This is a genomic window from Collinsella provencensis, assembly GCF_900199705.1.
Lineage (GTDB): Bacteria > Actinomycetota > Coriobacteriia > Coriobacteriales > Coriobacteriaceae > Collinsella > Collinsella provencensis.
Genome location: NZ_LT904908.1, coordinates 558,607 through 582,956, shown reverse-complemented (window position 1 = coordinate 582,956; position 24,350 = coordinate 558,607). Strand labels below are relative to the sequence as shown.

General features: G+C 59.0%; 20 protein-coding genes. 9 read left to right on the top strand and 11 right to left on the bottom strand.

The window, feature by feature from the left end; all coding sequences use genetic code 11:
• Position 1: 1 nt before the first annotated feature.
• The gene (locus tag C1711_RS02585; RefSeq protein WP_102337659.1) at positions 2–868 is read right to left on the bottom strand and encodes a MurR/RpiR family transcriptional regulator; all 867 of its coding nucleotides are present in this window, start codon (positions 866–868) and stop codon (positions 2–4) included.
• 219 nt (positions 869–1,087) lie between these two features.
• Between C1711_RS02585 and C1711_RS02580 the strand changes: the two genes are divergently transcribed.
• The 4 genes from C1711_RS02580 (at position 1,088) to C1711_RS02565 (ending at position 6,971) form a co-directional block, all read left to right on the top strand.
• Positions 1,088–3,106 (top strand): fructose-specific PTS transporter subunit EIIC, encoded by a 2,019-nt coding sequence (locus C1711_RS02580; protein ID WP_102337658.1) that lies wholly within the window; start codon positions 1,088–1,090, stop codon positions 3,104–3,106.
• A 122-nt stretch (positions 3,107–3,228) separates the two neighbouring features.
• Positions 3,229–4,161: a 1-phosphofructokinase family hexose kinase gene (locus tag C1711_RS02575; protein WP_102337657.1), complete on the top strand. Its 933-nt coding sequence runs from the start codon at positions 3,229–3,231 to the stop codon at positions 4,159–4,161.
• A 197-nt stretch (positions 4,162–4,358) separates the two neighbouring features.
• A complete protein-coding gene (locus tag C1711_RS02570; protein ID WP_102337656.1) occupies positions 4,359–5,525 on the top strand; it encodes a pyridoxal phosphate-dependent aminotransferase in 1,167 nt (388 codons plus the stop codon).
• Positions 5,526–5,675: 150 nt separating this feature from the next.
• The gene (locus C1711_RS02565) at positions 5,676–6,971 is read left to right on the top strand and encodes a DUF2974 domain-containing protein (protein ID WP_234346188.1); all 1,296 of its coding nucleotides are present in this window, start codon (positions 5,676–5,678) and stop codon (positions 6,969–6,971) included.
• Between the two features lie 61 nt (positions 6,972–7,032).
• On the opposite strand, the gene C1711_RS02560 is transcribed toward C1711_RS02565, so the two are convergent.
• Together C1711_RS02560 and C1711_RS02555 are read right to left on the bottom strand one after the other, a co-directional pair.
• On the bottom strand, positions 7,033–7,590 hold the full coding sequence (locus C1711_RS02560) for a PTS sugar transporter subunit IIA (protein WP_102337655.1): 558 nt from the start codon (positions 7,588–7,590) through the stop codon (positions 7,033–7,035).
• A 187-nt stretch (positions 7,591–7,777) separates the two neighbouring features.
• A complete protein-coding gene (locus C1711_RS02555) occupies positions 7,778–8,839 on the bottom strand; it encodes a coiled-coil domain-containing protein (RefSeq protein WP_102337654.1) in 1,062 nt (353 codons plus the stop codon).
• Positions 8,840–9,344: 505 nt separating this feature from the next.
• On the opposite strand from C1711_RS02555, the gene C1711_RS02550 reads away from it, so the two are divergent.
• Together C1711_RS02550 and C1711_RS02545 are read left to right on the top strand one after the other, a co-directional pair.
• Complete coding sequence (locus tag C1711_RS02550; RefSeq protein ID WP_102337653.1) at positions 9,345–10,004, top strand: DUF4430 domain-containing protein; 660 nt, start codon at positions 9,345–9,347, stop codon at positions 10,002–10,004.
• Between the two features lie 119 nt (positions 10,005–10,123).
• Complete coding sequence (locus tag C1711_RS02545; protein ID WP_102337652.1) at positions 10,124–10,531, top strand: GtrA family protein; 408 nt, start codon at positions 10,124–10,126, stop codon at positions 10,529–10,531.
• A 185-nt stretch (positions 10,532–10,716) separates the two neighbouring features.
• On the opposite strand, the gene C1711_RS02540 is transcribed toward C1711_RS02545, so the two are convergent.
• Complete coding sequence (locus C1711_RS02540) at positions 10,717–11,940, bottom strand: beta/alpha barrel domain-containing protein (RefSeq protein WP_234346187.1); 1,224 nt, start codon at positions 11,938–11,940, stop codon at positions 10,717–10,719.
• 193 nt (positions 11,941–12,133) lie between these two features.
• Between C1711_RS02540 and C1711_RS02535 the strand changes: the two genes are divergently transcribed.
• The gene (locus C1711_RS02535; RefSeq protein ID WP_102337651.1) at positions 12,134–12,322 is read left to right on the top strand and encodes a hypothetical protein; all 189 of its coding nucleotides are present in this window, start codon (positions 12,134–12,136) and stop codon (positions 12,320–12,322) included.
• 104 nt (positions 12,323–12,426) lie between these two features.
• Here C1711_RS02535 and C1711_RS02530 read toward each other — a convergent pair whose 3' ends face one another.
• From C1711_RS02530 to C1711_RS02510, 5 genes are all read right to left on the bottom strand, one after another.
• Positions 12,427–13,395 (bottom strand): RsmB/NOP family class I SAM-dependent RNA methyltransferase, encoded by a 969-nt coding sequence (locus tag C1711_RS02530; protein WP_102337650.1) that lies wholly within the window; start codon positions 13,393–13,395, stop codon positions 12,427–12,429.
• Between the two features lie 41 nt (positions 13,396–13,436).
• Positions 13,437–14,183: an energy-coupling factor transporter transmembrane component T family protein gene (locus tag C1711_RS02525; RefSeq protein ID WP_102337649.1), complete on the bottom strand. Its 747-nt coding sequence runs from the start codon at positions 14,181–14,183 to the stop codon at positions 13,437–13,439.
• Positions 14,176–15,945, bottom strand: coding sequence for an ABC transporter ATP-binding protein (locus C1711_RS02520; protein WP_102337648.1), 1,770 nt, complete (start codon positions 15,943–15,945; stop codon positions 14,176–14,178). The genes C1711_RS02525 and C1711_RS02520 overlap by 8 nt, the downstream gene beginning before the upstream one ends.
• 4 nt (positions 15,946–15,949) lie before the next feature.
• Complete coding sequence (locus C1711_RS02515; RefSeq protein ID WP_102337647.1) at positions 15,950–16,522, bottom strand: hypothetical protein; 573 nt, start codon at positions 16,520–16,522, stop codon at positions 15,950–15,952.
• A gap of 396 nt (positions 16,523–16,918) precedes the next feature.
• Positions 16,919–17,830 (bottom strand): diacylglycerol/lipid kinase family protein, encoded by a 912-nt coding sequence (locus C1711_RS02510; RefSeq protein ID WP_102337646.1) that lies wholly within the window; start codon positions 17,828–17,830, stop codon positions 16,919–16,921.
• Between the two features lie 94 nt (positions 17,831–17,924).
• Between C1711_RS02510 and rnd the strand changes: the two genes are divergently transcribed.
• Positions 17,925–19,058 (top strand): ribonuclease D, encoded by a 1,134-nt coding sequence (gene rnd, locus C1711_RS02505; RefSeq protein WP_102337645.1) that lies wholly within the window; start codon positions 17,925–17,927, stop codon positions 19,056–19,058.
• Between the two features lie 425 nt (positions 19,059–19,483).
• Here rnd and trpS read toward each other — a convergent pair whose 3' ends face one another.
• Both trpS and C1711_RS02495 read right to left on the bottom strand, forming a co-directional pair.
• The gene (gene trpS / locus C1711_RS02500; RefSeq protein ID WP_102337644.1) at positions 19,484–20,533 is read right to left on the bottom strand and encodes a tryptophan--tRNA ligase; all 1,050 of its coding nucleotides are present in this window, start codon (positions 20,531–20,533) and stop codon (positions 19,484–19,486) included.
• A 70-nt stretch (positions 20,534–20,603) separates the two neighbouring features.
• A complete protein-coding gene (locus C1711_RS02495) occupies positions 20,604–21,863 on the bottom strand; it encodes a glycosyltransferase family 4 protein (protein ID WP_102337643.1) in 1,260 nt (419 codons plus the stop codon).
• A 355-nt stretch (positions 21,864–22,218) separates the two neighbouring features.
• Between C1711_RS02495 and C1711_RS02490 the strand changes: the two genes are divergently transcribed.
• The gene (locus C1711_RS02490) at positions 22,219–23,706 is read left to right on the top strand and encodes a YfcC family protein (RefSeq protein ID WP_102337642.1); all 1,488 of its coding nucleotides are present in this window, start codon (positions 22,219–22,221) and stop codon (positions 23,704–23,706) included.
• The last annotated feature ends 644 nt before the right edge of the window (positions 23,707–24,350 follow it).

Here is a 24,350-nt window from a genome sequence, read left to right as displayed (position 1 = left end):
TCTAGTCCACGTCCTTGTCGGGTTGGATGAGCTCCTCGTAGTTGCTGATCGCGTCGCGCGCGTCGGGCAAGATGGGGAGCAGGAAGTTGTAGATGATCTCGATGAGCAGCGTGGCCGAAATCTTGGAAAACGCAAAGTCCGCGGTGGTGAGCAGCGCTTCGTAGCTCACGGTTTGAAGAACGACATCTGCGTCACGCGCAAGGGGAGCCGAGGGGTTGCTGCACAGGAGGACCACCGTCGCGCCCCCGCGTTTCGCTCCCTGCAAAATCCGCTGGAGACGCTGCGACTTTCCCGAGTTGCTGATGAGGACGAGCAAGTCGTTTTTATGCATGGAAAGCGAGAGCGACGTGGAGTTTTCTGTAATGGTGCTCGCGACGCTGCGCAGGCCGAGCTGACCGAATTTGATGGCGGCGTCGATGGCGACCGCGTTGGTGTTGCCCACCGCAGCGAATACGATGAGGTCGGCGTGGGCGAAAAGCTCCACGACGCGTCGGAGCGTCTCGGGGTCGAGTTCGTCGATCGTCGCTGCGATTTCCCGCTGTTTGGCGTGCTTGATATTGGTAAGGGACTGTTCGATGTCGTCAAGTGACACATCGCGTGTCAGCTCAACATCTCCCATTTGCGAAGCAAGGTCGCGTGCGAGGGAGAACTGGAACGAGCGGTAGTTTTTGAATCCGAGGTTCTTGCAAAAGCGCGAAACGGAGGCTTCCGAGGTTTCGCTCGCGCGGGCGAGTTGCGCAGAGGTCATCTGCGCCGCGCGGTCGGTATTGTTCAAAATGAAGTCGACGATGCGCTGCTCGGTGGCAAGAAGAGCGCGCGACGACGTGATTAAGGTCAAAGCGCTGGGCAAAATGGCTGATGTGGACATGGCGCCTCTCAAATTGGTATATAATCACAATTTCTTCATATATCAGAGCAGATGATGGGTTTCTTTCAGTGATTTTACTATGAAAGGAAGTTTCTTACCATTCACCCTTACAAAAATACCTTTCATGGAATAAACTCTACTTGAAAGAAACTTTCAACACATGCTGTCTAAGATAGGCATGAAGTTGCACCAAGAGGTGCATGAGTGTAAGGGGGGAATATGGCAGAGAAGTATGACATCATCGCTGCCACGGGCTGCCCAACAGGCATTGCCCACACCTTCATGGCAAAGGAGGCGCTCGAAAAGGCTGCGGCCGCGCGCGGACTGACCATTAAGGTGGAGACTCACGGACAGGTGGGTATCGAGAACGAGATCACCGCCGCCGAGATCGCAGCTGCGCGCGCTGTGGTCATTGCCGCCGACAAGGACGTGCAGGCCGAGCGCTTTGCGGGCAAGCCCATGGTTTCCGTGGGCGTTTCCAAGGCTCTTTCCGTCGAGGCCGCTGACGCGCTCATCGAGCGCGCTTTGGCCGCCAAGGGCGACGCCTCTGCTGTTACGGCAGTCGTCGAGGACGTTCCCGAGGAGAAGGAGACCCTGGGACACCAGCTCTACAAGCATCTGATGAACGGCGTTTCCCACATGCTCGTGTTTGTCGTCGCCGGTGGCGTGCTCACCGCGGTGTCGTTCCTGTGGGGCATCACGTCCTTCGATTCCACGGCCGCCGACTACAACAGCTTCGCGGCCATGCTCAAGATCATCGGCGGTACCGCCATGGGCCTCATGGTTCCCGTGCTCTCCGCCTACATCGCCGAGTCCATCGGTAAGCGCCCGGCGCTCGTTCCCGGTTTCGTCGCCGGCATGATCGCCATCAACGGCTTGCCCGTGAACGCTGAAACCGGCCTCATCGACGCCGGTGGCGCGGGCGTGGGCTTCGGTTTCCTCGGTGGCATCGTCGGCGGCTTCCTCGCTGGCTACGTCATCCTGCTGCTCGAGAAGGCTTTCTCCAAGATTCCTGCGAGCCTGAACGGACTCAAGGCCATCTTCCTGTATCCGCTGTGCTCGACCGCTATCGTCGGCCTTGTTATGCTCGGCATCTCCGGTCCCATGGCCGCCGTCAACCAGGCCATGATGGACTTCCTGCAGGGCCTGTCCACTTCCGGTCCTATCGTGCTCGGTCTTGCCATCGGCTGCATGTGCGCCTTTGACATGGGTGGCCCGGTCAACAAGGCCGCTTACACCACGGGCACCTTCCTGCTCGGCACCGCTCTCGAGGCTGGCGTGGGTACCGCTACCTACAACTTCGGCACCAACTTCATGGCCGCCGTCTCCGCTGCCTGCATCGTTCCGCCGCTGATCACCACCTTCGCCGTCGTCGTTGGCAAGAAGTACTTCAGCCAGGAAGATCACGACGCCGGTCTGGTCAACTTCATCTTGGGTTGCACCCACATCACCGAGGGCGCCATCCCGTTCATGACCAAGAATATCTGGCCCGTCATGCCCATCATGATGATCGGTTCCTCTATCGCTTCTATCCTCACCATCTTCTTCGGCGTTCATGACCCGGCACCTCACGGTGGCTTCCTGGTCCTGCCCGTCGTCGACGGCGGCGCCATGTGGGTGCTCGCCATCGCCATCGGCGCTGTTGTCGGTGGTCTCCTGTTCGTCATGTTCAAGAAGTACGACTGGACCAAGAAGCAGGCCGCTCAGGCTGAGGCTCCTGTCGTCGAGGCCGTCGAGACTCCTGCTGTTGCTGCTGCCGTTGATGCGGCTCCTGAGCAGGCTGACGAGGGCTTTGCCAAGGCTTCCAACGTGTTCTGCAATCAGCAGTTCGCAAATCGCGACGAGGCGCTTCGCTTCATCTCCAATCACGCCGTCGAGGCTGGCATCGCCGATGACGCAAATTTGCTGCTCGACGCCTTCCTCAAGCGTGAGGCTGAGGGAACCACGGGCATGACCGACGGCTTCTCCATTCCGCATGCCAAAACCGATGCAGTTAAAGAGGCTGCTGTCGTGGTCATCAAAGCATCCGATGGTATTGCCGAGTGGGACACCCTGGATGGTGCTGCAGTGAATTGTGCCATCGCACTGCTCGTGCCGGATGCTGAGGCCGGTACCACGCACCTGCAGATCCTCTCCAAGATTGCCACGGCTCTCATGGACGATGACTTCCGTGCTGCCCTGAAGGCGCAGGACGATCCCGCGAAGATCGCTCGGATCATCAACGAGCGTTTGGTGTAACGATTCGCCTTTTGACGGCGGCGCGACGGTTCGCGTCGCCGTCTTTGCGCTCGTTCGGGAATTGAGTGACGGATGCCGATACGAGTCGGCCCTAGATTGCGATCCACGCGGAAAGGTATTCCATGATTTACACGCTCACGGCCAATCCGACCATCGACTACAACATCTCCTGTTCGGGACTCAAACCCAACACGGTTACCCGTACGCGCGATGCGGTGTATACTCCCAACGGCAAGGGACTCAACGTCTCGTTTACCTTGGACCATTACGGTGTTCCCACGGCCATTCTCGGCTTTTTCGCCGGGTTCTCCGGTCGCTTTATCGTGGAAGGCGCGCGTGAGTTGGGCGTCGAGGTCTATCCCGTGTGGACCGAGGGCATTACGCGCATCAACGTGTTCCTCAACGCCGGCGACGACGTCGAGTACAACATGGTAAATGCCGGCGCAGCCATCACCTCCGAGGACGAGCAGGCGATGTTCGACCTGGTAAGTGGCTTGGAAGAACTCGACTGCCTCGTGATTTCGGGCTCGCTGCCGCCAAACACCTCCGAGGGCTTTTTGCGCACCGTTATCGAGCGCGTCGTTGCTGCGGGCTCTGAGTTCGTGCTCGACATTTCAAGCCCCCAGCTGGCAGACCTGCTTGCCCTTCATCCGCTGCTTATCAAGCCAAACGATGATGAGCTGCACGATATCTTCGGCATCGACGTCCAGGCGGGCGATGACGAATCTGTTGTTGCCGCTATGGCCGAGCTCCATGAGCGCGGTGCCAAAAACGTTCTGCTCACGCTGGGCGGAGCCGGTGCGTATTTCTCGAACGGCGAGCACCTGTGGTTTGCCAACCGCACGTTTGACGTCAAGGTGCTCTCCACGGTGTGCGCGGGCGATTCATCGCTTGCCGCGTTCCTTTCGATTTGGTTCGACGATTGCGACCGTGTAGAGGATGCCCTGCGTCGCTCCATGGCGACAGGTGCCAACGTGGTCGAGTGCGCTGGCTTGGGAGATTTCGCTCACGTCGCGGAATACGAGAAGGGTATCGCGATTCGCCAGGTCCGCTAGGCTGAAGGGGCGGCAAGCTCGTTCGATCTCCGACAGACAACTTTTCCTCGCGCTGTTCCGCGAGGTGAGAGGGGTGCCGCGTCGTGCTTGGAGCATGGCGCGGCGTTTCCGTTCTGTCAATATGAGGCCGTGTTGCCGACTCTCTCGCGTATGGTCGTGCCATAATGGACGGGTTCGCATCAACGGAAAGGTCCGAAATGGAATTCTCAGATAGACTCAATCGCTTCGGTGACGAAATCTTCGCCTCGCTCAATGCCAAGCGCGTGGCGCTCGAAGAGGCGGGGCGCACCATCTACAACCTGAGCGTGGGTACGCCGGATTTCGCGCCGTATCCTCACGTGGTCGAAGCGCTTACCACCGCCGCACAGGACCCCGCTGAATGGAAGTACTCGCTGCGTGACCTGCCCGAACTCAAACAGGCCGTGTGCGATTACTACGAGCGCCGCTTTGGCGTTGAGGGCATCACGCCCGACATGGTCGCCTCCTGCAATGGCACCCAGGAGGGCGTGGGTCATCTGGGCCTCGCGCTGCTCAACCCGGGCGATACCGTTTTGGTGCCCGATCCGTGCTATCCGGTGTTCGAGGCGGGCGTCAAGATCGCCGACGGCGAGCTCGCGTACTATCCGCTCGACGCTGAGCACGATTTCCTCCCTTATGTGGCCGGCATCGACCCCGAGGTCGCTGATCGAGCCAAGTACATGATCGTCTCGTTGCCTGCAAACCCCGTGGGTTCGGTGGGAAATGACGCCCTCTACGACGAGATCATCGCGTTTGCGCGCGAGCACGACCTGCTCATCGTGCATGACAACGCCTACTCGGACATCGTGTTCGACGGCCCCAAGGGCGGAACGTTCCTGGCGCATCCCGGTGCGCTCGAGGTGGGCGTCGAGTTCTTCTCGCTTTCCAAGTCCTTCAACGTCACTGGCGCGCGCATCGGCTTTTTGGTCGGCCGTCCCGACGTGGTGGCGGCATTCTCGAAGCTTCGCGGTCAGATCGACTTCGGTATGTACTTCCCGTTACAGCGCGCCGCCATCGCTGCACTCACCGGTCCGCTTGACGCGGTGGAGGAGCAGCGCCTCAAGTACCAGGAGCGCCGCGATGCCCTATGCGACGGCCTTGAGCGCTTGGGTTGGGAGCGTCCCAACGCGCACGGCTCCATGTTCGTGTGGGTTAAGCTTCCCGGCGGTCGTACGGATTCCGTGGCGTTCTGCGAAGAGCTCATGGAGCGCTCAGGTGTGATTGTGACCCCGGGTGCGAGCTTTGGGCCCCATGGTGAGGGGTATGTTCGTATGGCACTCGTATTGCCGCCTGAGGGGCTAGAGAAGGCCGTTGCAGCTATTGAGCAGGCGGGCATTTTGGGATAAAGCTGTGCGGCGGCTCTTTGAACGTGCCGCCGCGTTTATGTCATAGCGTGTTATATAAATCGGGTCGAGGCGAATGCGGTTCTCGGCCCGATTTTGTTGGCGTAGAATGGTTCGGCGGTTCGAACAAGACGATGCTGGGATAGGGGATTCGTGGCGGACGAGAAAAGCGAAAAAGGGCTTAAAGGCTTGATCGTAAAGGACAAGTCCAAGGACAGCGACCCCATCAACTTCCTCACCTATGTGCGCGAGCGGATGGATACCTTTGAGGAGCGCCCGCTGTGCAGCGTGGATAGCCTGGTGTTCTCATGGCTCGCCTACGCGCATATCGGTTCTTCGCTCGATGCCGCGTGTTTTTCCGAGGGCATCGCTCTTTCCGATCTGCTTCGCGCCGAGGAATTCGACAACATGTTCGGTACGAGTTGGGACCCCGTCGGAAGCCGCGAGCTGCTGTTTGCCGTCTGTGCGAGCCCGCGGTTTCGAACCGTGCGCCTGTGCGAGTTTCGGTTCAAGACCGATATGGGTGCCGAGGAACAGTTCGCCGCTATGACGTTTCGTCTGCCCACGGGCGCTTCCTATGTGGCGTTTCGCGGAACGGACTCCACGATTGTGGGATGGAAGGAAGATTTCAACATGACCTTCCTCAATCCCGTGCCCGCGCAGGTCGAGGCCGCGCGCTACCTTAACGAAGTGGCGCAGGTAACCGATGGTCCGCTCTATGTGGGCGGTCACTCCAAGGGCGGTAACTTGGCGGCGTATGCCGTTGCCATGTGCAAGCCCGAACATCGCGCTCGCGTCCAGCGCGTTTTCTCCCATGATGGTCCGGGTTTTCACCGCACGTTCGTGGAGCGGGAGGAGTATCAACGGTTGCTGCCGCTTATGGAAAAGACGACGCCTCGCTCTTCGCTCATCGGTCAGGTGCTTTCCGAGGACCCGGCATGCGAATGCGTGATTGTGGAGAGCGACGGTTTCTCGATGCTGCAGCACAATCCGTTTTTGTGGCACGTCGACGTGGATGCATGTGATTTTGTTCGCGTGGACGGTTACAGTGCCTCCTCGCGGTACTTCAACACGACGCTCGACGCTTGGATGGACAAGTATCCGCTCGAGGATCGTCAGCGCTTTGTCGACGCGCTGTTCTACGTCATCGGTGTCACGGGTGCCCATCGCTTCGGTGATATCGCGGCGGATTTCAAGACCAGCCTACCGCTCATGCTCGACGCCGCCGACACCTTCGATCCCGATTTGCGCGACTTCATCAAAGACGTGTTTAAGACCTTTGCCAAAACGGCGACGGTCGAGCGTGTGACCGACGCGGCAAGCGGCCTGCTCGACTCCATCAAAAGCACCCGACCCCTGTTGCTCATGAGCGAGGAAGGTGAAGCGGACGGGTTTGAGTCCGCGTTTGATGTCGAAGAACAGGCCGAAGACGATGCCGATATTCAGTAAAAGCTCAGGCTGAGCAGGCGTTCGATCTGAGTAGGAATTCAGGTCGAATGACCGCTCAGCATCATTCGGTGACCATGAGCGGGTCGCCGACCTTGACGAGGGGGCGTCCACCCAGCAGGGTGTTGGACGAACCGACTAAATGCACTTCTTCAAGCGATTGCGGATTGCTGATCACGCAGGTTACGATTTCGTCGTATCCCGCCTCCTTGATGGCGGCGATGTCGAAGCTCAGGAGCGGCTGACCTGCCGTGACGGTATCTCCCATCTCGACGTAACGGGTAAAGCCCTTGCCGTCCATTGCAACGGTGCCGATACCTGCGTGAATAATCACTTTTGCGCCATTTGAGGCGAGTAGACCGATGGAGTGGTTGGTAACGGTGGTCATATCCACGCGTCCGCTTGCCGGCGCGTAGATGATGTTGCCCACAGGCAGAATGCCGTAGCCCTCGCCGAGCATGCCCTCGGCGATTACCTCGTCGTTGATTTCTTTGCGGCTGACAAGCATGCCGGAGATCGGGGCGTAGATCGTATCGCTGCGGGTTGCGAACAGGGCGGGCACGGGGATCTTGGTATCGTCTGTTGCATGGAACAGGGTCTTGAATTTGCTGAAGATGCTCATGGTTGCCTCCAATGAGTTTCACGCACACCGTGATTGGCATGCGTTGCTGGTCATATGGTACCCATTGCCTATCAAAATACTAGGATATTCAATTCCTTCACAGGATTCGGTCATTTGGTTGTAACGGCAATAAAAAAACGAGGCCCCAAAGGAGCCTCGTTTTTCGAATCGCCTGATCTAGTGTTTGCTAAATGCGGTTCATCTCGGACAGCGTGTTGTTGTACCAGTTGAACCAGTTGGGCGGACAGTAGCGCTTGGCGTTGGCAACGCTGATGGTGTAGCCATAGCCGCGGGCAAGGCCGGACACGTGGGCGTCGATGGCCTCTTCCCAGCTGCTCCAACTCGCGCTGCCCCAGCCCCAGGCATTGTGCGGCTTGAAGCAGTGACGACCCTTGGAGCTCTCGGTGTTGGAGATGGCGGGGGACCAACGCGGGTCCACACCGTACTTCCAAGCGGCCGTGGCAAACGTGGTGCCCTGGCCCTCGAGCGGGGAACCTGCGAGATATGCGTCGATACGCGGTGCCCACTGCGATACGAAGGTGTCCTGATCGACGTTCCAGTCGACGGCGCCGTTATCGGGTTGGGGGATGGAACCGACGTCGGTTCCAAGTTCGGCCGCTGCCTCCTGGAGTGCGGCAGCTTCGGCTGCGGCTTCTGCGTCGGCCTGAGCCTGAGCCTCCTCGCGAAGTTTTTGCGCCTCGGCGAGAGCCTCCTCTGCAGCCTGCTTTTCCTGCTCGGCCTGGGCGCGCGCAGTGGCGAGCTCGGTCCTTTCGCTCTCAAGTTCAGCCTGCATGTCGTTAAGCTCCTCGAGGGCCTCAACGTTGGCATCCTGAACCATGCCCATGTACTTCATGGTGGAAAGGAGCTCGTCGAGACTCTGCGTGCTCAGCATGAAGCTCATCAGGACATTGGTGCCCTTCTGCTGCTTGTACAGGTCACGCATGGCGCGGCTTGCCTTGTCCTGTGCACTGGGGAGTTCCGCTTCGATCTCCGCGATGCGGGCCTCGTTCTCGCTGGCCTGCTCTTCGAGGTCGCAGAGCTGCTTGACGGCCTTATCATAGGTCGCGGCGGTCTCTTCAACTTTTTCCTGGGTCTCGGTGAGCTTGGCTTCGGTTTGGGATGTGATTGCTCTAGCCGGGACGGGGAACAACACGCTTGCTGCGATCGCAACCGTAACGCCAGCGCTCGCAATAAGACGGGCGGCGGCAGTGGTGCGCCACGTAGCGTGCAGCCTTGGATGTGCGTCCATGTAAATCCTCGTCTGCTTGCCTACCTTTGACGAAAGGAATGATACCACCAGTTTAGAGTTCAACTTGAAGGTTAGAGATTCTTTAAGGTTCAAGTTGAAGGTTTAAGCTTCAACTACCTGCGGTTATGAGGAAATGTGAAACAGTTTTGAAGTTTCAAGTTCATCTTTAAGGTGAGAGTTCCCCTAAGTGCCCAGTTGGGGAGGGGAGACGAGATTGCTCTTATTTTACCCTATCTACCTGCATGGACGTTGCTTTGAACCTCTGATAGGATGTACGGCTAGTTTGGCCGAGATGGTGGTGCGAAAGCACGTAGTTGAACCTTAAAGTAGGCTCATCTGCAGTGGAATCGGGGTGCGAATCCCCGGCTATACCAGTAACCGTAACTCGTGTGCCGCAATGCGCGTTTCCCTGATGATGTGGAACGTGAGCGGACGCTGACAAGTCGGATCTTCTCCCATCTACGCGGGCATGTGGCCCGTAGGCCCTGGATAGAAGGGACCAGATATGGTCGATGTATCTGTAAACAAAACGGCATGGTTCGCCCGTGTTCGCGCTACCGTCGCGGCGCTGTTCATCGCACTTGTGATGACGTGCGGTGTGGCCGTTCCTGCGGTGTTTGCCGAAGACGCGGCGGGAAAGGTGACCGTCTCCGTAGTGGGAGTCGAAAACGCGGACGACCCGCAACCGATGGGGGTTACCTGGGTTGGTCCCGTTACCAGCGAGTTTGCCGAAGGCGCCACTGCGTGGGACGCTTTCAAGCCCGCGCTCGACGAGGCGGGCTGCACGTATGACGCGCAGGATTCCGAGTACGGTATCTTCGTCCAGTCCATCACGTCTCCTGATGGCATGTTGCTTGAGGGAACCGACACCGAACCTTACAGCTATTGGTCGTTCTTGGTGAATGGCGAGATGGCGTCGGTGGGCGTGAGTGGTTACGAGCTGCAGGACGGCGACGCCATCGAGCTCGTGTATTACGCGAATGGCGAGGCGCCGACGGTTGGGGAGCAGCCTCAGGTCGATGCAACAGCCAGCACGGATGGGGAGGACGCGACGGATGCGGATTCCACTTCCGATAACTCGGGCTTGATTGCGGGTGGCGTTGCCGTCGCAGTGGTCGCCGTTGTAGCGGTTTTGGTCGTTAAGAGCCGCAAGAAGAGCGCCTAATGTGGCTCATTCGTATAGTTCCTGTGCATGACCTTATGTTTTAGGTGCGCGCATTGTATTATTGAGCAGTTTTGTGCGTATGCGCAGGCTGTATTGCATCGAAGGTTGGAGGTGAAGCAATGCGCGCTGTTCTGGCTCGTCCGGGCACCCAGCAATTCGTCAAGTTCGCCCTCGTGGGATTTGCGTCCCTCGCGGTTGAGTACGTGCTGCTCGCGTATCTGCTTCACTCTATGCATATGAACTATCTTCTGGCGACGACCATCTCGTTTGCCGCTTCGATCGTCTTTAACTACGGCCTGTCGATGAAGTACGTGTTCGAGCGCAAGGACGATATGAGCCGCCGTCGCGAGTTCACGATCTTCGCACTGCTCGCCGCCGTGGGCTTGGGTCTCAACGACCTGTACATGTTCATCGGCGTGGGCATGCTCAATGTGGGAACGATGGTGATGAAGCCCATTTCCACGTTCTTCGTGACCTGGTATAACTTTTTAAGTCGCCGTCGTTTCCTGGACGCCGGCAGGCAGTAGGTTCGGCGGGTTGAGCGGGCTAAGGTCCCGCTTACGGACAAATGTCCGATTCTCGCAGTTTTACATGCAACAAAAACGAGGGTCCAAACGGGCCCTCGTTTTGTTTTCCTTCAACAGAGTACGCAATTCCGTCAGTGCGCATGACGCCCTTGAATGCACAGAGTGTCTTTTGGCGTGCAGCGCCGCTACTCGCGTTTGCCTCTGAAGAAGTGCTGGTGCAAACCACCCCGCAATGGGCTGCGGCGTCCGCGCGTGGTTGCGTTGGCGATCGCCTCGTCGGGAAGCGGGACGTCGGCGGGTGCGCTTTCGAGCGGGTTCATGTCCGCCGCGGCAACGGGGTCGAGGATGGGTACTTCTGGCGTGGTTTCGGCGTCACGGTAACGGCGCATCATCTCTGCCTGAAGCTGCTGAGCCGAAGGGGGTGTCCAAATCACCGCGTTGGCGCCGGCGGCCACGGTCTCGCGCACGGAGAGTGACGAACGTCCGCCCGAGGCGATGAGCGGCAGGTTGGGGTAGCTCGCGCGCAGCTCGCGCAAAACAGCGGGCGTGTCTTTGCCGGCCGCCACGTTCAAGATCTTGGCTCCCGCTTTCACCTTGGCGTGCGCTATGGCATCGCAGCGCACGACGGTCGCGATGACGGGGATGTCGATGATGCCGCAAATTTGCTCGATAAGCTCGGGCGGGGCGGGGGAGTTCACCACAACGCCCGCAGCGCCCTGCATTTCCGACACGGCAGCGAGCTGCACTGAACGCTTGCCGGTGGTCGTGCCGCCGCCCACGCCCACGAACACGGGTGCTTCGGATGCCGTGAGCAGCGCCTGCGTGATGGCGGGTTGCGCGGTGAAGGGGTAGACGGCAAAGATGGCGTCGGCGTTCGAGTTGCGGATCACAGCAACGTCAGTGGTATAGAGCAACGACTTGATACGGCGTCCGAACAGCGTGAAGCCACCGCAATCCTCAAGTTCCTCGGGAACGCGCAGCGGCGCCTTGCGCAAACGGCCCTCGATGGGTGAGGGTTCCATGGGCAGCAACCCGCCCGGCGTGACCGCCATGGGCTTCTCGGCGAACTCGTCGGCAAGCTCAACCTCGGAGAAATCGATAGTGGCCTCGATGCTTCCAGGGACTTCCGCTGCAACCGCAATGGGATCGTCTAAGGAGTCGCCGGGCTCGAATTCAGCAGCCGAGGCGTCGCGCTCAATCGAAGGGGAGGAAGCGTTTGCACCCTTATCGACGGGTGTCGATTCGAGGTTAGACACGGGTTCTGCTTGCGACGTGGCGCCCATTGACGCATCGATGTCAGTTGTCGTGGTTGGTTTGTCCGTCATAGGCGTTGTATCTGCCATAATCGCATCGGGGCGCGGGTCGGGGTAGTCTTGGGCTGCGGTCGAGATGATCGTGTCGTTGTTCATAACCCATCCTTGGAACGAAATGAATGGGGGAATTGTACCCAACGTGCGCGCGCTCAAGCATGATGCGGAGCGAACATGCGCTCTCCATGAGTTTGGGTTTTGCGGGGGATGTGCAATGGCGAGAGGGAGGGGCCTTCAATCTGCTATGCTTTGCCGTCGAGAAGAAAACGAGTTGTTTTGAAAGGGGAGTGACATGCGATCGATGGGTATGTTCGATGTGTTGGCACCCGTGCTGCTGATTGTGGGCGCAATCGCCGTTGCTGCCCTAATTTATCTGGGCATCACGGCCATGAAGGACCGTCGTGCGGAAAAGCGCTCCGAAAAACAGGCAAAGGTTGCCCGTGTGGAAAAGCAGGACGCGCCCGCTCACTTCAAAAAGTAATCGCACTGGGGGTTTCAGCTGTCGGCTCCTTTGACCGCTGGTGTTTCATCGGCCGGCGGCTATAGCCGTCTGTAACCTAAAACTTGCGTCTGCGGTGACGGCGCCTAGCGCTTGCCGCGCGTACGCTCCTTCTTGCGGATGGCCGCGACGAAGAATCCCTCATAGTATTCGGTCGGTGCCACGGTGAGCGTTCCGGGTAAGGTGTTGCGGAGGTCGGGAATGGCAAACGTTCCCGCGTCGGCTCCCGCAAGCACGATGGGCTTGGGTGCGCAGTCATCGTCGCTCGCATCGTCCTCAGAAGCCGTGGCTGCCTCGCTGAGCGCCAGTGGGATGATCTCACAGTCGGAATGGCGTTTGAGGCCCATGCGCACCTGATCTTCATTTTCCTCGCACAGCACGGAGCACGTTGAGTACACGAGCGTTCCCCCGGGCTTGAGCACAGTGAGCGCACGATCGAGCAGTGCCTTTTGGGATTTGGTTACCTTGGCAAGTAGCTGCGGGGTAGTGCGCCGTTCCGCTTTCTCGTCACCGGCGCGGAATGTGCCGGTACCCGTGCAGGGAGCGTCGAGCAGGATTTGGTCAAAGCTGAAGAACTCATCCAAACGCCGTGCGTCCGTGCGCATGACGTTGACGTTGGCGACGCCGAGCTTTTCGAGGTTGTAGGCGAGTTTTTCGGCACGGGGGGCGCTCATCTCGCAGGCCGTGAGATGAGCGGCGTTGTGAGTGAGGGCGGCGATCTGCGAAGTTTTACCACCCGGCGCTGCACACATGTCGAGGATGTCCTTGCCTGCTTGCGGCTGCAAGATCAGCGGCGGCAGCATGGATGAGAGGCTCTGCAGATATACCGAACCTGTTTTGTAGATGTCGAGTTCCCAGATTGCGCGCTCGCGTTCCTCGGTAATGACGAAGGCATCTGCATACCACGGTACGCGTTCATAGGCGATACCCGCATGGTCCAGTGCCGCGGCGACGGTGCCCGCATCCGTTTTGAGCGTATTGGCGCGCAGCGTTACCACGCGGTTACGTGCGCGTTCGAAACCGGTCAAAATACGCTCATCGGTAATAGCTAACATGGGGTTCCCATCGTGATAGTTCGGCGTGTTCGAGTCCTACCTTACATCACAATGCCCAAAACGACGAGCATCGCGCAGAATGCCAGCGCAGCGAAGTCGAGCGCGGTAATGGGATAGCGCTTGTACGAGCTCTCGCGTGTACGCAGATAAAAACCGCGCTGCTCGGCCGCGAGGGCGGCTGCATCGGTCTTACCCACCGAGGTCACCAAAAGCGGGATGCAGATGGGCAGCATGAGCGAGAGCTTCTTGAAGGGGTTGCGCGTGTCAAACTCGACGCCGCGCGCGGTCTGCGCCTCCATAATCGCCTGCATCTCCTGCGTGAACACGGGGACGAATCGCAGGGCCGTGGTGAACGTGAAAGCGTAGCGGTAGGGGAGATGCAGAACTTCCACGCAGGCATTCGCCAGGTCGGTAAGGCGCGTAACCGTGAGCACGAGCACGAGGGGAAGCGCGATGCCGATCAAGCGCAGGCACGCGCGCCCTCCCGTCGCAAGGCCATTGGTGGTGGCGACAACGAGCACGGGCTCACCCGTTCGAACAAATATGACCTGCAGGATCAGCATGATGAGTGCAACGGGGATGAGCATGGCGAGCAACCCCTTAAGGCGCGAGAGCGTGCCCGCGTACGCTCCCAGGGCGAGGGTGAGCACGAGGAGCCCCACGAGTGCGAACCAGCTGTTGGCAAGAAGTGTTGCCGCGATGATGGCGGCGGCAAGCACCAGCTTGACAACGGGGTTCAGGCGATGCAGCACCGTGGTACCGGGAACATAATCGATGACGTTATTCATGGCGCACCAGCTCCATAACATGCCCGACGAGATGTGAAACCTCGGCAATTCCCGCAAAGGTCGGGGAGACGCCGCGCGATAGGCGCTCGGAAAGCGCGATGACCTGCGGCGGGGCGATATGGGCCGCTTCCATCAGTTGGGTATTGCGGAACGCCTCGTGCGTGGGCATTGTGCCCAAGATGCGGCCCTGCGCCATCACGACGACGCGCTGGGCAAAATCGCTGACGACTTCCATATCGTGGCAGACGAGCACCACGGCGCTTCCATTTTGGGCCATGTCGCGCACAGTTTCCATTACGGTCATGCATTCGCGGTAATCGAGTCCGCTGGTGGGTTCGTCGAGGATGACGACCTGCGGTTCCATGACAACCACGCTTGCGAGCGCCACCATCTGGCGCTGTCCGCGTGAAAGGCTGAATGGCGCTTCGTTTGCGGGAAGGCCGAAGCGCTCGATGACCGCCTGTGCTCGCCGCTGCGCTTCTGTGGACGAAACACCTTGCAGCTCAAGGCCGAAGGCGACCTCTTCGAGCACGGTGTTGCGGCAGAGCTGTCGGTCGGGGTTTTGGAAGAGGGTTGCCGCATGGCGGGCAATGGTCGATACGGGAGTAGTGTTCGTATCGTTGCCCGCAATCGCCACGGTGCCGCGTTCCGGTTTGAGCAGGCCGTTCAGCAGCTTGGTGAGCGTGGTTTTGCCCGCGCCGTTCTGCCCCACGATGCCCACGATCTCGCCGGGTGCCACGTGTAGCTCGAGGTCGTGCACGGCAGCGCCGCCGTTTGCGTAGGAGAAAGAGACGTTGCGGACTTCGACGACGGGCGATGCGTTTAATTCGACGCGCGGTGCGTGCGGTGAGCGGCCGCGCTCATCGTCGATCGGCTGGTGTACGTTTGAGGTGCGCGCGCCAGATTTCTGTGGGTTAATGAGGGACGAAACGAGCTTGTATGCCTCATCGACATTCAGGCAGGGCTCGCACGTGGGGATGAGCCCCGCGGTGGCGAGGCTATTCGAGATACGGGCGGTTCGGGGAACGTCGACGCCGATGCGACGTAGTTGTTCGGCATGCGCGAAAACCTCGTGCGGTGTGCCGTCGAGCGCCACCGTGCCTTGGTCGAGCACGATGACGCGATTGCAGAACTCGGAGAGCAACGCCACGGCCTGCTCGACGATGACGACCGTAATGCCGCGCGTCTGGTTGATGGTGCGGAGCACCTCGAACACCATGCGGGCGCTCACAGGGTCAAGGGCGGCCGTGGGCTCATCGAGTACGAGGACGCGTGGTTCGAGCGCCAGGATCGCGGCGATAGCCACCTTCTGCTTCTGGCCGCCGGAGAGCGTGGCTATTTCGCGTTGGCGCAGGTCGGCGATGCCGATGGCGTCGAACGCGCCTGAGATGCGTGCTTCGATCTGGTCGTGCGCGACGCCAAAGTTCTCGAGACCGAACAGCAGCTCGTCCTCAACGACGGAGGCGACCATTTGGGCGTCGATGTCCTGCAGCACCGATCCCACCACGCGAGCGATATCGGTGAGAGAAACCGTGCAGGTATCCATGCCCGCCACGCGGGCGGCGCCGAAGAACTTTCCCGAAAAATGATGTGGTACGGCTCCGGAGCATACGTGTGTGAGCGTTGTCTTGCCCGCGCCGGATGGGCCGATGATTCCCACAAACGTCCCCTCATCTATGGCGAGGGTGATGTCGCGCAGGCAACAGACGTCCGCGTCTGCATAGGTGAACGAGACGCGATCGAGCTCGATGATGGGTTCCATGGCGTTATGCGATCTTGAGTGCGTGCTTGATGGGCAGGTACAGGGCACCGACCAGGCAGGCGTTGAACACGGCGGTCAGCGCGACGACGGGCATCATGACGGCGGCGAGCTCGGTGGCAAAACCCATCATGGCCATCTTGACCACCATGAAGATGCAACCCGAGAGGAACGTGGTCACAAACGTGCCCACCACGGGGATGAAGCGCTCGGCAGGCGTTCCCATGCCGCCCTTGACGATGAGCGCCATGACGACGGCGGCGATGCCTTCGGCCAGGAAATCGATACCGGGGGAGGTGGTGGTGATTTGGATGACGGCGGCGGAGATGAGGCCGATGATGAGCGCTTGCACCATATCGGGACGGATCACGAGGATTGTAAGGCAGAAGGCGGAGATGATGAACTCAGGGGCGATGGCACCGCCGGAAATCGTGGTGATCGCCTTACCGACGGTGAAGTTGAGGATGAAGCCTGCGGCGAGCAGGACGGCGAGCAAGACGAGGTGGCGCACGTCAAGTCCGTTGTGCGTTTCGGTGATGACGGTGCGGGCCTGACCGGAAGGGGTGGTGTTCTGTGACATGGCAATTCCTCTCAAGAGAAGGTGGAAACATAAAAAGACCCCCGGTCAAACGGGGGCCATGCGTAACAAATGGAGTACGGACGGACTCACCGTTGACCGGCAAAACGGAAAGAACGCCACCAGTTGTTGCAAAGGGTTACGTTGGTTTTCATGCTGGTGACTCCTTTCGTGTGCGCGAAATGCGGTGTGTCTGAGAAGCACTCCATCACGCTAGAGTGCTCCGCTTGGGGGGAACTATAACACAGGAGTGTGGCCCTCTACACTGAGGGCGGGCATATTTCCGTTTCGTTTCAGGCGCGCTGAGGTGTTTCAGGTGTGCGATGGGGTCGATGCACGGCGACGCGGCGATATTGCGCGTGTCGGCGCACCATACATCGTGCAGCGGAACGTTTTGTGTTAGAGCTTCGCGAAGTCGTCCACGATGACGTCGAGGCATTGCGGTAAGACGCGTGCACCGAACACATTGGAGCTACCGTGGATGAGCTCGCCGTCGAATTCCATGCCAAGTGAGGGCGTGCAGGTGATCTTCGCCTCTTTGGTCTGGATGATGGTGAACTGCGGACGGCCAAGCCCCTTGCCAACGGGATTGAGGATGCCCGCCACGAGCGTGGGAAGGAGTTCGACGGTTTTCACCGGTTGGATCACCGCGATGTCGAGCAGGCCGTCATCCATGCGACAGTCGGGGAAGAGGTTGATTTCGTTTTGGATAACGGCGGTGTTTCCCGCCATGCAGCCGATGCCATCGAGCTCCTCAACAACGCCATCGTGCTCGATGGTGAAGTGGGCGACGGTGGGCTGGAGCGTGGCGAGTGCAGAGAGGAAGTAGGCGACCTCGCCCATGTCGGCCTTGTTCGCCTCCGCCTTGTGCATGATGTCGGCATCAAATCCCGTACCTGCGATGATAATGAAGCCGTGACGATGCGTTTCGTCCGCCTCGTCCTTCCAATACAGCTCTCCCATGTCGACGCACTTGGTGCGACCCTCGCGGCACGCCTTGGCGAGCGCCGCGGCCTCGGGCGCGTTGCCGATGTTGTTGAAGAAGAGGTTGGCGGTACCCGACGGGAACACGAGCACGGGAACATGACTGTCGCGGATGCAGTCGAGCACGTTGGAAATGGTGCCGTCGCCACCCGAAACCACCACACGGTCGAACATGCGCACGTCCTTCGTGGCGTCCCATGGCTCCATGCCGGTTCCGATAAAGCGCATAACGACCTCGTCACCTGCTTCTGCAAGGGCACGTGAGAAATCGAAGATTTCGTCTGACCGGGGGCCGGAGGCGGGATTGTGAATAATGAGGCAGCGCATAGTGAGTTCCCTGTTCGAGCAAAGCCGAGTATAGTTAACAACGTTTGTAATCCTACCCGTGTTTTCAGCGGATTTTTCAACCACCGGGAGACTGATGTACATCTCCACAAACGAGGACCTTGTCGCCTTTTGTCGTCGCGCGCGCACGTATGCCGTGGTCGCGGTCGATACTGAATTTCTGCGTGAGCGCACGTACTACGCCAAGCTCTGTTTGGTGCAGGTGGCAACGCCCGACGAGTGCGTCGCCATCGACCCGTTGGCCATCGACGATTTGACGCCGTTGGCCGAGCTCATGGCCGACGTGAATACGCTCAAGGTGTTCCATGCCTGTTCGCAGGACATGGAAGTGCTCGACCATACGCTCGGCGTCCTGCCCACGCCCATCTTTGACACGCAGGTCGCCGCGGGCTTTTTGGGCGAGCGTTCGCAGGTGTCATACAACGGACTGGTTCATGCGTTCTGCAATGTGACGCTTCCCAAGACGGAGTCTCTGACCGATTGGTTGCGTCGCCCGCTTTCACCCAAGCAGATCGAGTATGCCCTCGACGACGTGCGCTATCTCATTCAGGCGTACCCCGTGATTGCCGACAAGCTTCGCGCGCTCGGTCGCACGGCGTGGGTCCGCGACGAGATTCGCGTGTTGACGAGCCCCGAGCACTACCACACCGACCCTCGTCAGGCGTTCAAACGGGTCAAGCGCATCAGTTCCTGCACACGCCGCCAACTGGGTGTTGCGCGCGAGCTCGCCGCATGGCGCGAGCAGCGCGCCGAGGCACGCGACGTTCCGCGCAAATGGGTTATGTCCGACGAGGTGCTCTTGGCACTTTGCAAAGCCGCCCCGAAGACGGTCGATGGATTCCGCCGCATGCGCGGGACCGAGCAGTTGAGCGAGCGCGATGTCCAGGTCGCCCTTGACGCCATCGCCCGTGGCTTGCGTTGTCCCCAAGAGAACCTGCCTTCCATGGGGCGCGCCCACCACACACCCACGCCCGAGCAGGAAAGCGTGATCGACCTCATGTACGCGCTCATCCGTCTGGTGTCCGATCGCTCGGGTGTGGCGACGTCGCTCATCATCTCGCGTGATGGCCTGTTGAGCTACATCGACCATCCGGAGCGCAGCCCCTTGCGTGAGGGCTGGCGCTTTGAGCTTGTGGGCACGCTCATCGACGATTTGCTCCAGGGCAATATCGGCCTCACGGTCAAAGACGGAGCGCTCGAGATTCTGTAACGCGTTTCATCCGACGCTCTAGCTGCCTATCTTTCGGGCTGCACGCCCGTATATCATCCGGCGCTCGGGTAGTCCTGCTCACGACGAAGGCCCCACTGGGGCCTTCTGTTCGTGCGGAACTCGCGGCGGACGATATACGGGTGTGCGGCATGGAACTGTGCGTTGAACGATGTGCCTGGCCAGAGGTTAAATACGCCATTACATGTGGACAGTTGCTTGCTGTCACGAAATGGATACGTTTTCGTTTAGTCTTTAAAAAAATCGCAGCGAGTTCCGCATATTAGAAGATCCGCAATGTCTTAACGCGGTAAAAACAAACAATGGCATCAGAGAAGAGCATCCCCTCAGGCGATTTCTCGAAGAGCTGAGCCTGAGGGGATGTTCTTGTAAGGTCTGGGGGAGTGTTCGACTATGCGTTTGAGTTGCTAGTACACCATTCCCATGGCTTCCTGCACCTCTGCGAGCGTCGCGTTGGCGATCTCGTTGGCGCGGCGATTGCCCTCGTGCAGAACGTCCTTCACGTAGTCGAGGTCACGTGCGAGCTCCTCGCGGCGCGCACGGATGGGCGCGAAGTACTCGTTGACAACCTCAGTCACGTACTTCTTGAGCTGGCCGGAACCGCCCATGCCGATCTCCTTGGCAATTTCGACCTCGGTGCGGCCCGTGCAAATGGCAGCGGTAGAGAGCAGGCCGGAGACGCCGGGGCGCCCCTCGGGATCGAACGTGATCATGCGCTCACCGTCGGTCTGGCTCTTCTTGATGCGCTTAGCGGTCTCCTCTGCGGTCATGGACAGCGAAATCGCGTTGCCATAGCTCTTGGACATCTTGCGGCCGTCGAGTCCGGGCAAGAGGGGAGTGTCGGAAAGCAGCGCGTCGACCTCGGGGAATACCTCGCCGTAACGGTTGTTGAACTTGCGGGCGATGGTGCGCGTGAGCTCGATGTGCGGCAGCTGGTCGCGACCAACGGGAACCACGTTGCCCTTGCAGAACAGGATGTCGCATGCCTGGTGCACGGGATAGGTGAGTAGCAGGCCCGTGAGCTCATGGCCGCTCGCCTCCATCTCGGCCTTCACCGTGGGGTTGCGTTGTAAAAGCGCCTCGCTCACGAGTGAGAGGAAGGGGAGCATGAGCTGGTTGCATGCGGGAACGGCGGAATGGGTGTAGATCATGGTCTTATCGGGATTGAGGCCGCACGCGAGGTAATCCATAACCATGTTGTACACGTTGTCCTGGATGTTATCGGTCGAATCGCGATCGGTGATGACCTGGTAGTCGGCGATGAGAACACTGGTGCGCACGCCCATGTTCTGCAGTTCAACGCGGCTCTTGAGCGTTCCGAAGTAGTGGCCGAGGTGCAGACGACCCGTGGGGCGATCGCCCGTGAGCATCGTATAGTTCTCGGGATGCGCGGGAAGATCAGCGCGAATCTCGTTGCTGCGCTTGAGGCTCACTTCGTAGCTAAGCTCGTTGGGCATGATGTCTCCTTGTCAATTTCTCGGCGCGGATATGCCGATGGCTGATGGGTAACGAAAACGCATCCATATATTAGTGGACGTCCTTATGTTCACGGCCACGAGATGACGGATCCTCGTTTTTGCCGGGGATGAGTTGTTCCAAATGCTCCAACCGCTCTTCGTGCGCGGCGGCAGCAGCACGTTCTTCCTCGGCAAATGCCTCATCCTCGGGCGTTACGATCTCATCGCGATGCGTCTTGGGATTGTAATGGTGACGCAGCACGGGTTCAAACAAGTGCAGTCGAGTGGCAAAAAATGCCGAGCAAACGAATAGCGCGATGAAGATGAAGATGCGCGGTCCCACGCTGACCTGGTTGATGAGCATGGCGCCGAGTGAAAGCAGCAGGCACCAGGCGTAAATCATCAGCACTGCCTGACGCTGGTCGTAACCTTCCTGGATAAGGCGGTGATGGATATGGCCTTTATCGGCCTGACCGATGCTCACATGCGCGCGCATGCGGCGGATGATGGCCGAGAATGTGTCGATGATGGGAACGCCTGCCACGATGAGCGGAATGATGAGCGACGTGAGCGCCGCGGTGCGGCTCACATTGAGCAGCGAAATGGTTCCAAGGACGAATCCCAGCTGCAGCGAGCCCGAGTCACCCAAAAAGATGCTCGCCGGATGAAAGTTGTACCGCAAAAACGCCAGACACGCGCCGAACAGTGCGATGGCGAGCGCAGCTGCGTCCCCGCGGTGGGAGAGTATGGCAAACGAGAACATGGACAGCGAGGCGATTCCCGAGATGCCGGTTGCCAAACCATCGAGGCCGTCGATGAGGTTGATGATGTTCGTGAACGCGACGAGGTACACCACCGTGATAGGGTAGGCGAACCATCCGAGTTCGATCTCTCCTCCCGGGATGAGCGGATTGACCACGCGCCCGATGAGCAGGCCGCCCGTCGCGGCTATGCAGGCGGCGAGAATCTGACCTGCCAACTTTTTCCGGGGGGAGAGCTGGCGGACATCATCGACGGCGCCGGTTATTACGATAACGAGAACAGCGATGCCGAGCATCGGGTAGTTGATGGTCATGGAGGGGTGCGGAATGAGGATGGGGGGCCATCCCAGATGCTTGATGCCGTATATCTCAACGATGAGCGCCGCGGCAAGACCCGCGAAAACCGCGAGACCGCCCATGCGCGGGGTGGGTTCGACGTTGATGCGTCGTTTTGAGGGGTAGTCGATGGCGTTCAGTCGATACGCGAGGCGCCGTACGGGTGGGACGCAGAGCAGGGTGGTGAGGAAGGAGGCAGCTGCCACATATAGAAATGGCATCGCTTGTTCCATGTTTTGGCACCACCGTTTTGATCGACATTACCTTTGCGCCTTTTGACGCGCAACTTGTCCATGATAGCGGATGGAAATCGCCGTGTTTGTGTGGTTCACGTAAAGGCATCGTACCAGCACATGCTTGCCGGGTTCATGCACGGCAGTCGCAACCTTTCGCTTTTTCACGCGCTGGCTTTCGGGTCCTTTGCACTGATCGGCGATCCTGCCGAACGGTCTCTGGCATCAAAATAATTTAGTGCTTCTGAGCAGGCGTTTTTCTCTCACATAAAACAAAACGTATAGAAGTATTGGAAATAATGTGAAGAGAAGCGTACCCTTATCCATGCCATATAAACGAGTTCTGGAGGTTGTTATGGCTCAGACAGAGGAAGGAAAACAGGCAGAGCAGAAGGTCATGCTCTCCTCGTACACCCTTCTTATCATCATCACGCTGCTGGTGGGTGTGGCGACGATTGTGCTCGCACAGTTCGTCCCTGGCATCACCGCCGCGAGCGTGAGTGACATTCTCGCGTCGCCGATTCTCGGCTTTCTCGACGGTATCGAGGTGTCGCTCTTCTTGCTGATTTTGGGAGGCTGCCTCGGCATCGTAAACAAGCTCGGTGCCCTCGACGCGGGCATCGCCGCACTCGTCCGTGCGCTTCACGGCAAGGAGACGCTGCTCATCGCCGTTATCATGGCCGTCTTTGCCCTGCTTGGCTCGACCTACGGTTTCTGCGAGGAAACGATTCCGTTCTATGCCCTGCTTTCCGCAACGCTGTATTCCGCAGGGTTCGACACGATGGTTGCTACTGCAACGGTCCTTTTGGGCGCCGGCGTCGGTTGCCTCGGCTCTACGGTGAATCCGTTTGCCTGCGGTGTGGCAATTGACGCGCTCGCAAGTGTGGGCGTCGAAGCCAGCCAGGGTATCGTGATCGTCATGGGCGTGATCTTGACGGTCGTCACCTACGCCATCTCGCTGTTCTTCATCCTGCGCTACGCCAATAAGGTGCGTCGTGACAAGGGTTCGACCATCCTCTCGCTGCAGGAGCAGCAGGCTTCCGAGGCTGCTTTCGGCGAGGGGTCCAAGCTTGAGGAAAACGGCGTTGTCGACCTCGAGTTCACCCCGAAGCGCAAGATCGCACTCGCACTGTTCGGTCTGTCCTTTGTGATCATGATCTGCGGATTCGTGCCGTGGGGCGACTTCGGTGTCGACATCTTTACCGCCGGTGGCGTGTGGGATGAGGCTGAAGAGGCCTGGACGGTTATGCCCTGGAGCGGCCTTATCACCGGCTGCCCGCTTGGCGAGTGGTACTTCAACGATGCTTCCATCTGGTTCTTCATCATGGCCATCGTGATCGGCATCTTCGGCGGTCTGCGTGAGAACGAGATCGTCGACGGCTTCCTCGACGGTGCCGCAGACATGATCGGCGTCGCCTTGATGGTCGGCCTGTCCCGCGCCATCTCCATCCTCATGGGTCTCACCGGCCTCGACATGGTTATCCTCGACAGCGCTTCCGAGGCCCTTGCCGGCACCTCCGCGTTGGTGTTCGGCCCCATTTGCTACCTGGTGTACCTGGGTCTTTCGGTGGTCATCACGTCCACGTCCGCACTGGCGACCATCTCCATGCCCATCTTGGGGCCGCTTGCCGCCAATCTCGGCTTCCCGCCTGAGATCATCATCAGCATCTTCTGCGCCGCCAATGGCCTGGCGAATCTGTTCAGCCCCACGGCCGTCTTCCTGCCCGGTTTGGTGCTCGCACGCGTGCAGTACCCCACGTGGCTCAAGTGGGCGCTGGTGCCCATCGTGGTCATCGCCGTTGCCAGCGTGGTCATCTGCACCGCCGCGCTGTTGATCCTGTAGCTCTTGCTGGGCGCTTTGCAGCATTTGTTCCTTTACCACGCTCAATCTGGGAGGATTTGACGTATTTCGAACCTCATTTTTGACAGAAAACGTGTCAAACCTTCCCTGATTCCGCCAACAAGCAAGGCCTCGTGCTGCTTGCAGGCAAGGTTTCGTACCGCCAACAAACAAAGCCATGCAAAACAAAGCCGCCGTCCAATATCGTTTGGGCGGCGGCTTTTCATATAAAACGATGCGAGTTTCCATTCGCTCAAGACAGGTCGGCAGTTTTGCATCCACATCGAAAATAATCCGCGCAGGCGGTATAAGAGGGGAGGTAAACGGTTGCGATAATCATAATAGTGCATAAATTAGATAAAAATCTGCATAGCATCATGCGTGAAAACGAATGAAATAAATTGTGGAGATATACAGGAGAGAGTTATATTTATTCAAATCTAGTCACACACACGAAATAAAAAAATGCAGGTATCCTCCTTTAATGCACGTCATAACGCTTTATCGCGTAAAAGCGTTAACAGGAACAATTATGGAAATATACCGTTCCCCCTCCCTAATCTACCGTTTGGGGGTGAGGGGTAAAAATGAATCAGAATTGGATATAACGGTATTGTCCACGAGGCCCTGCGGAAGGGGCCTAGTAG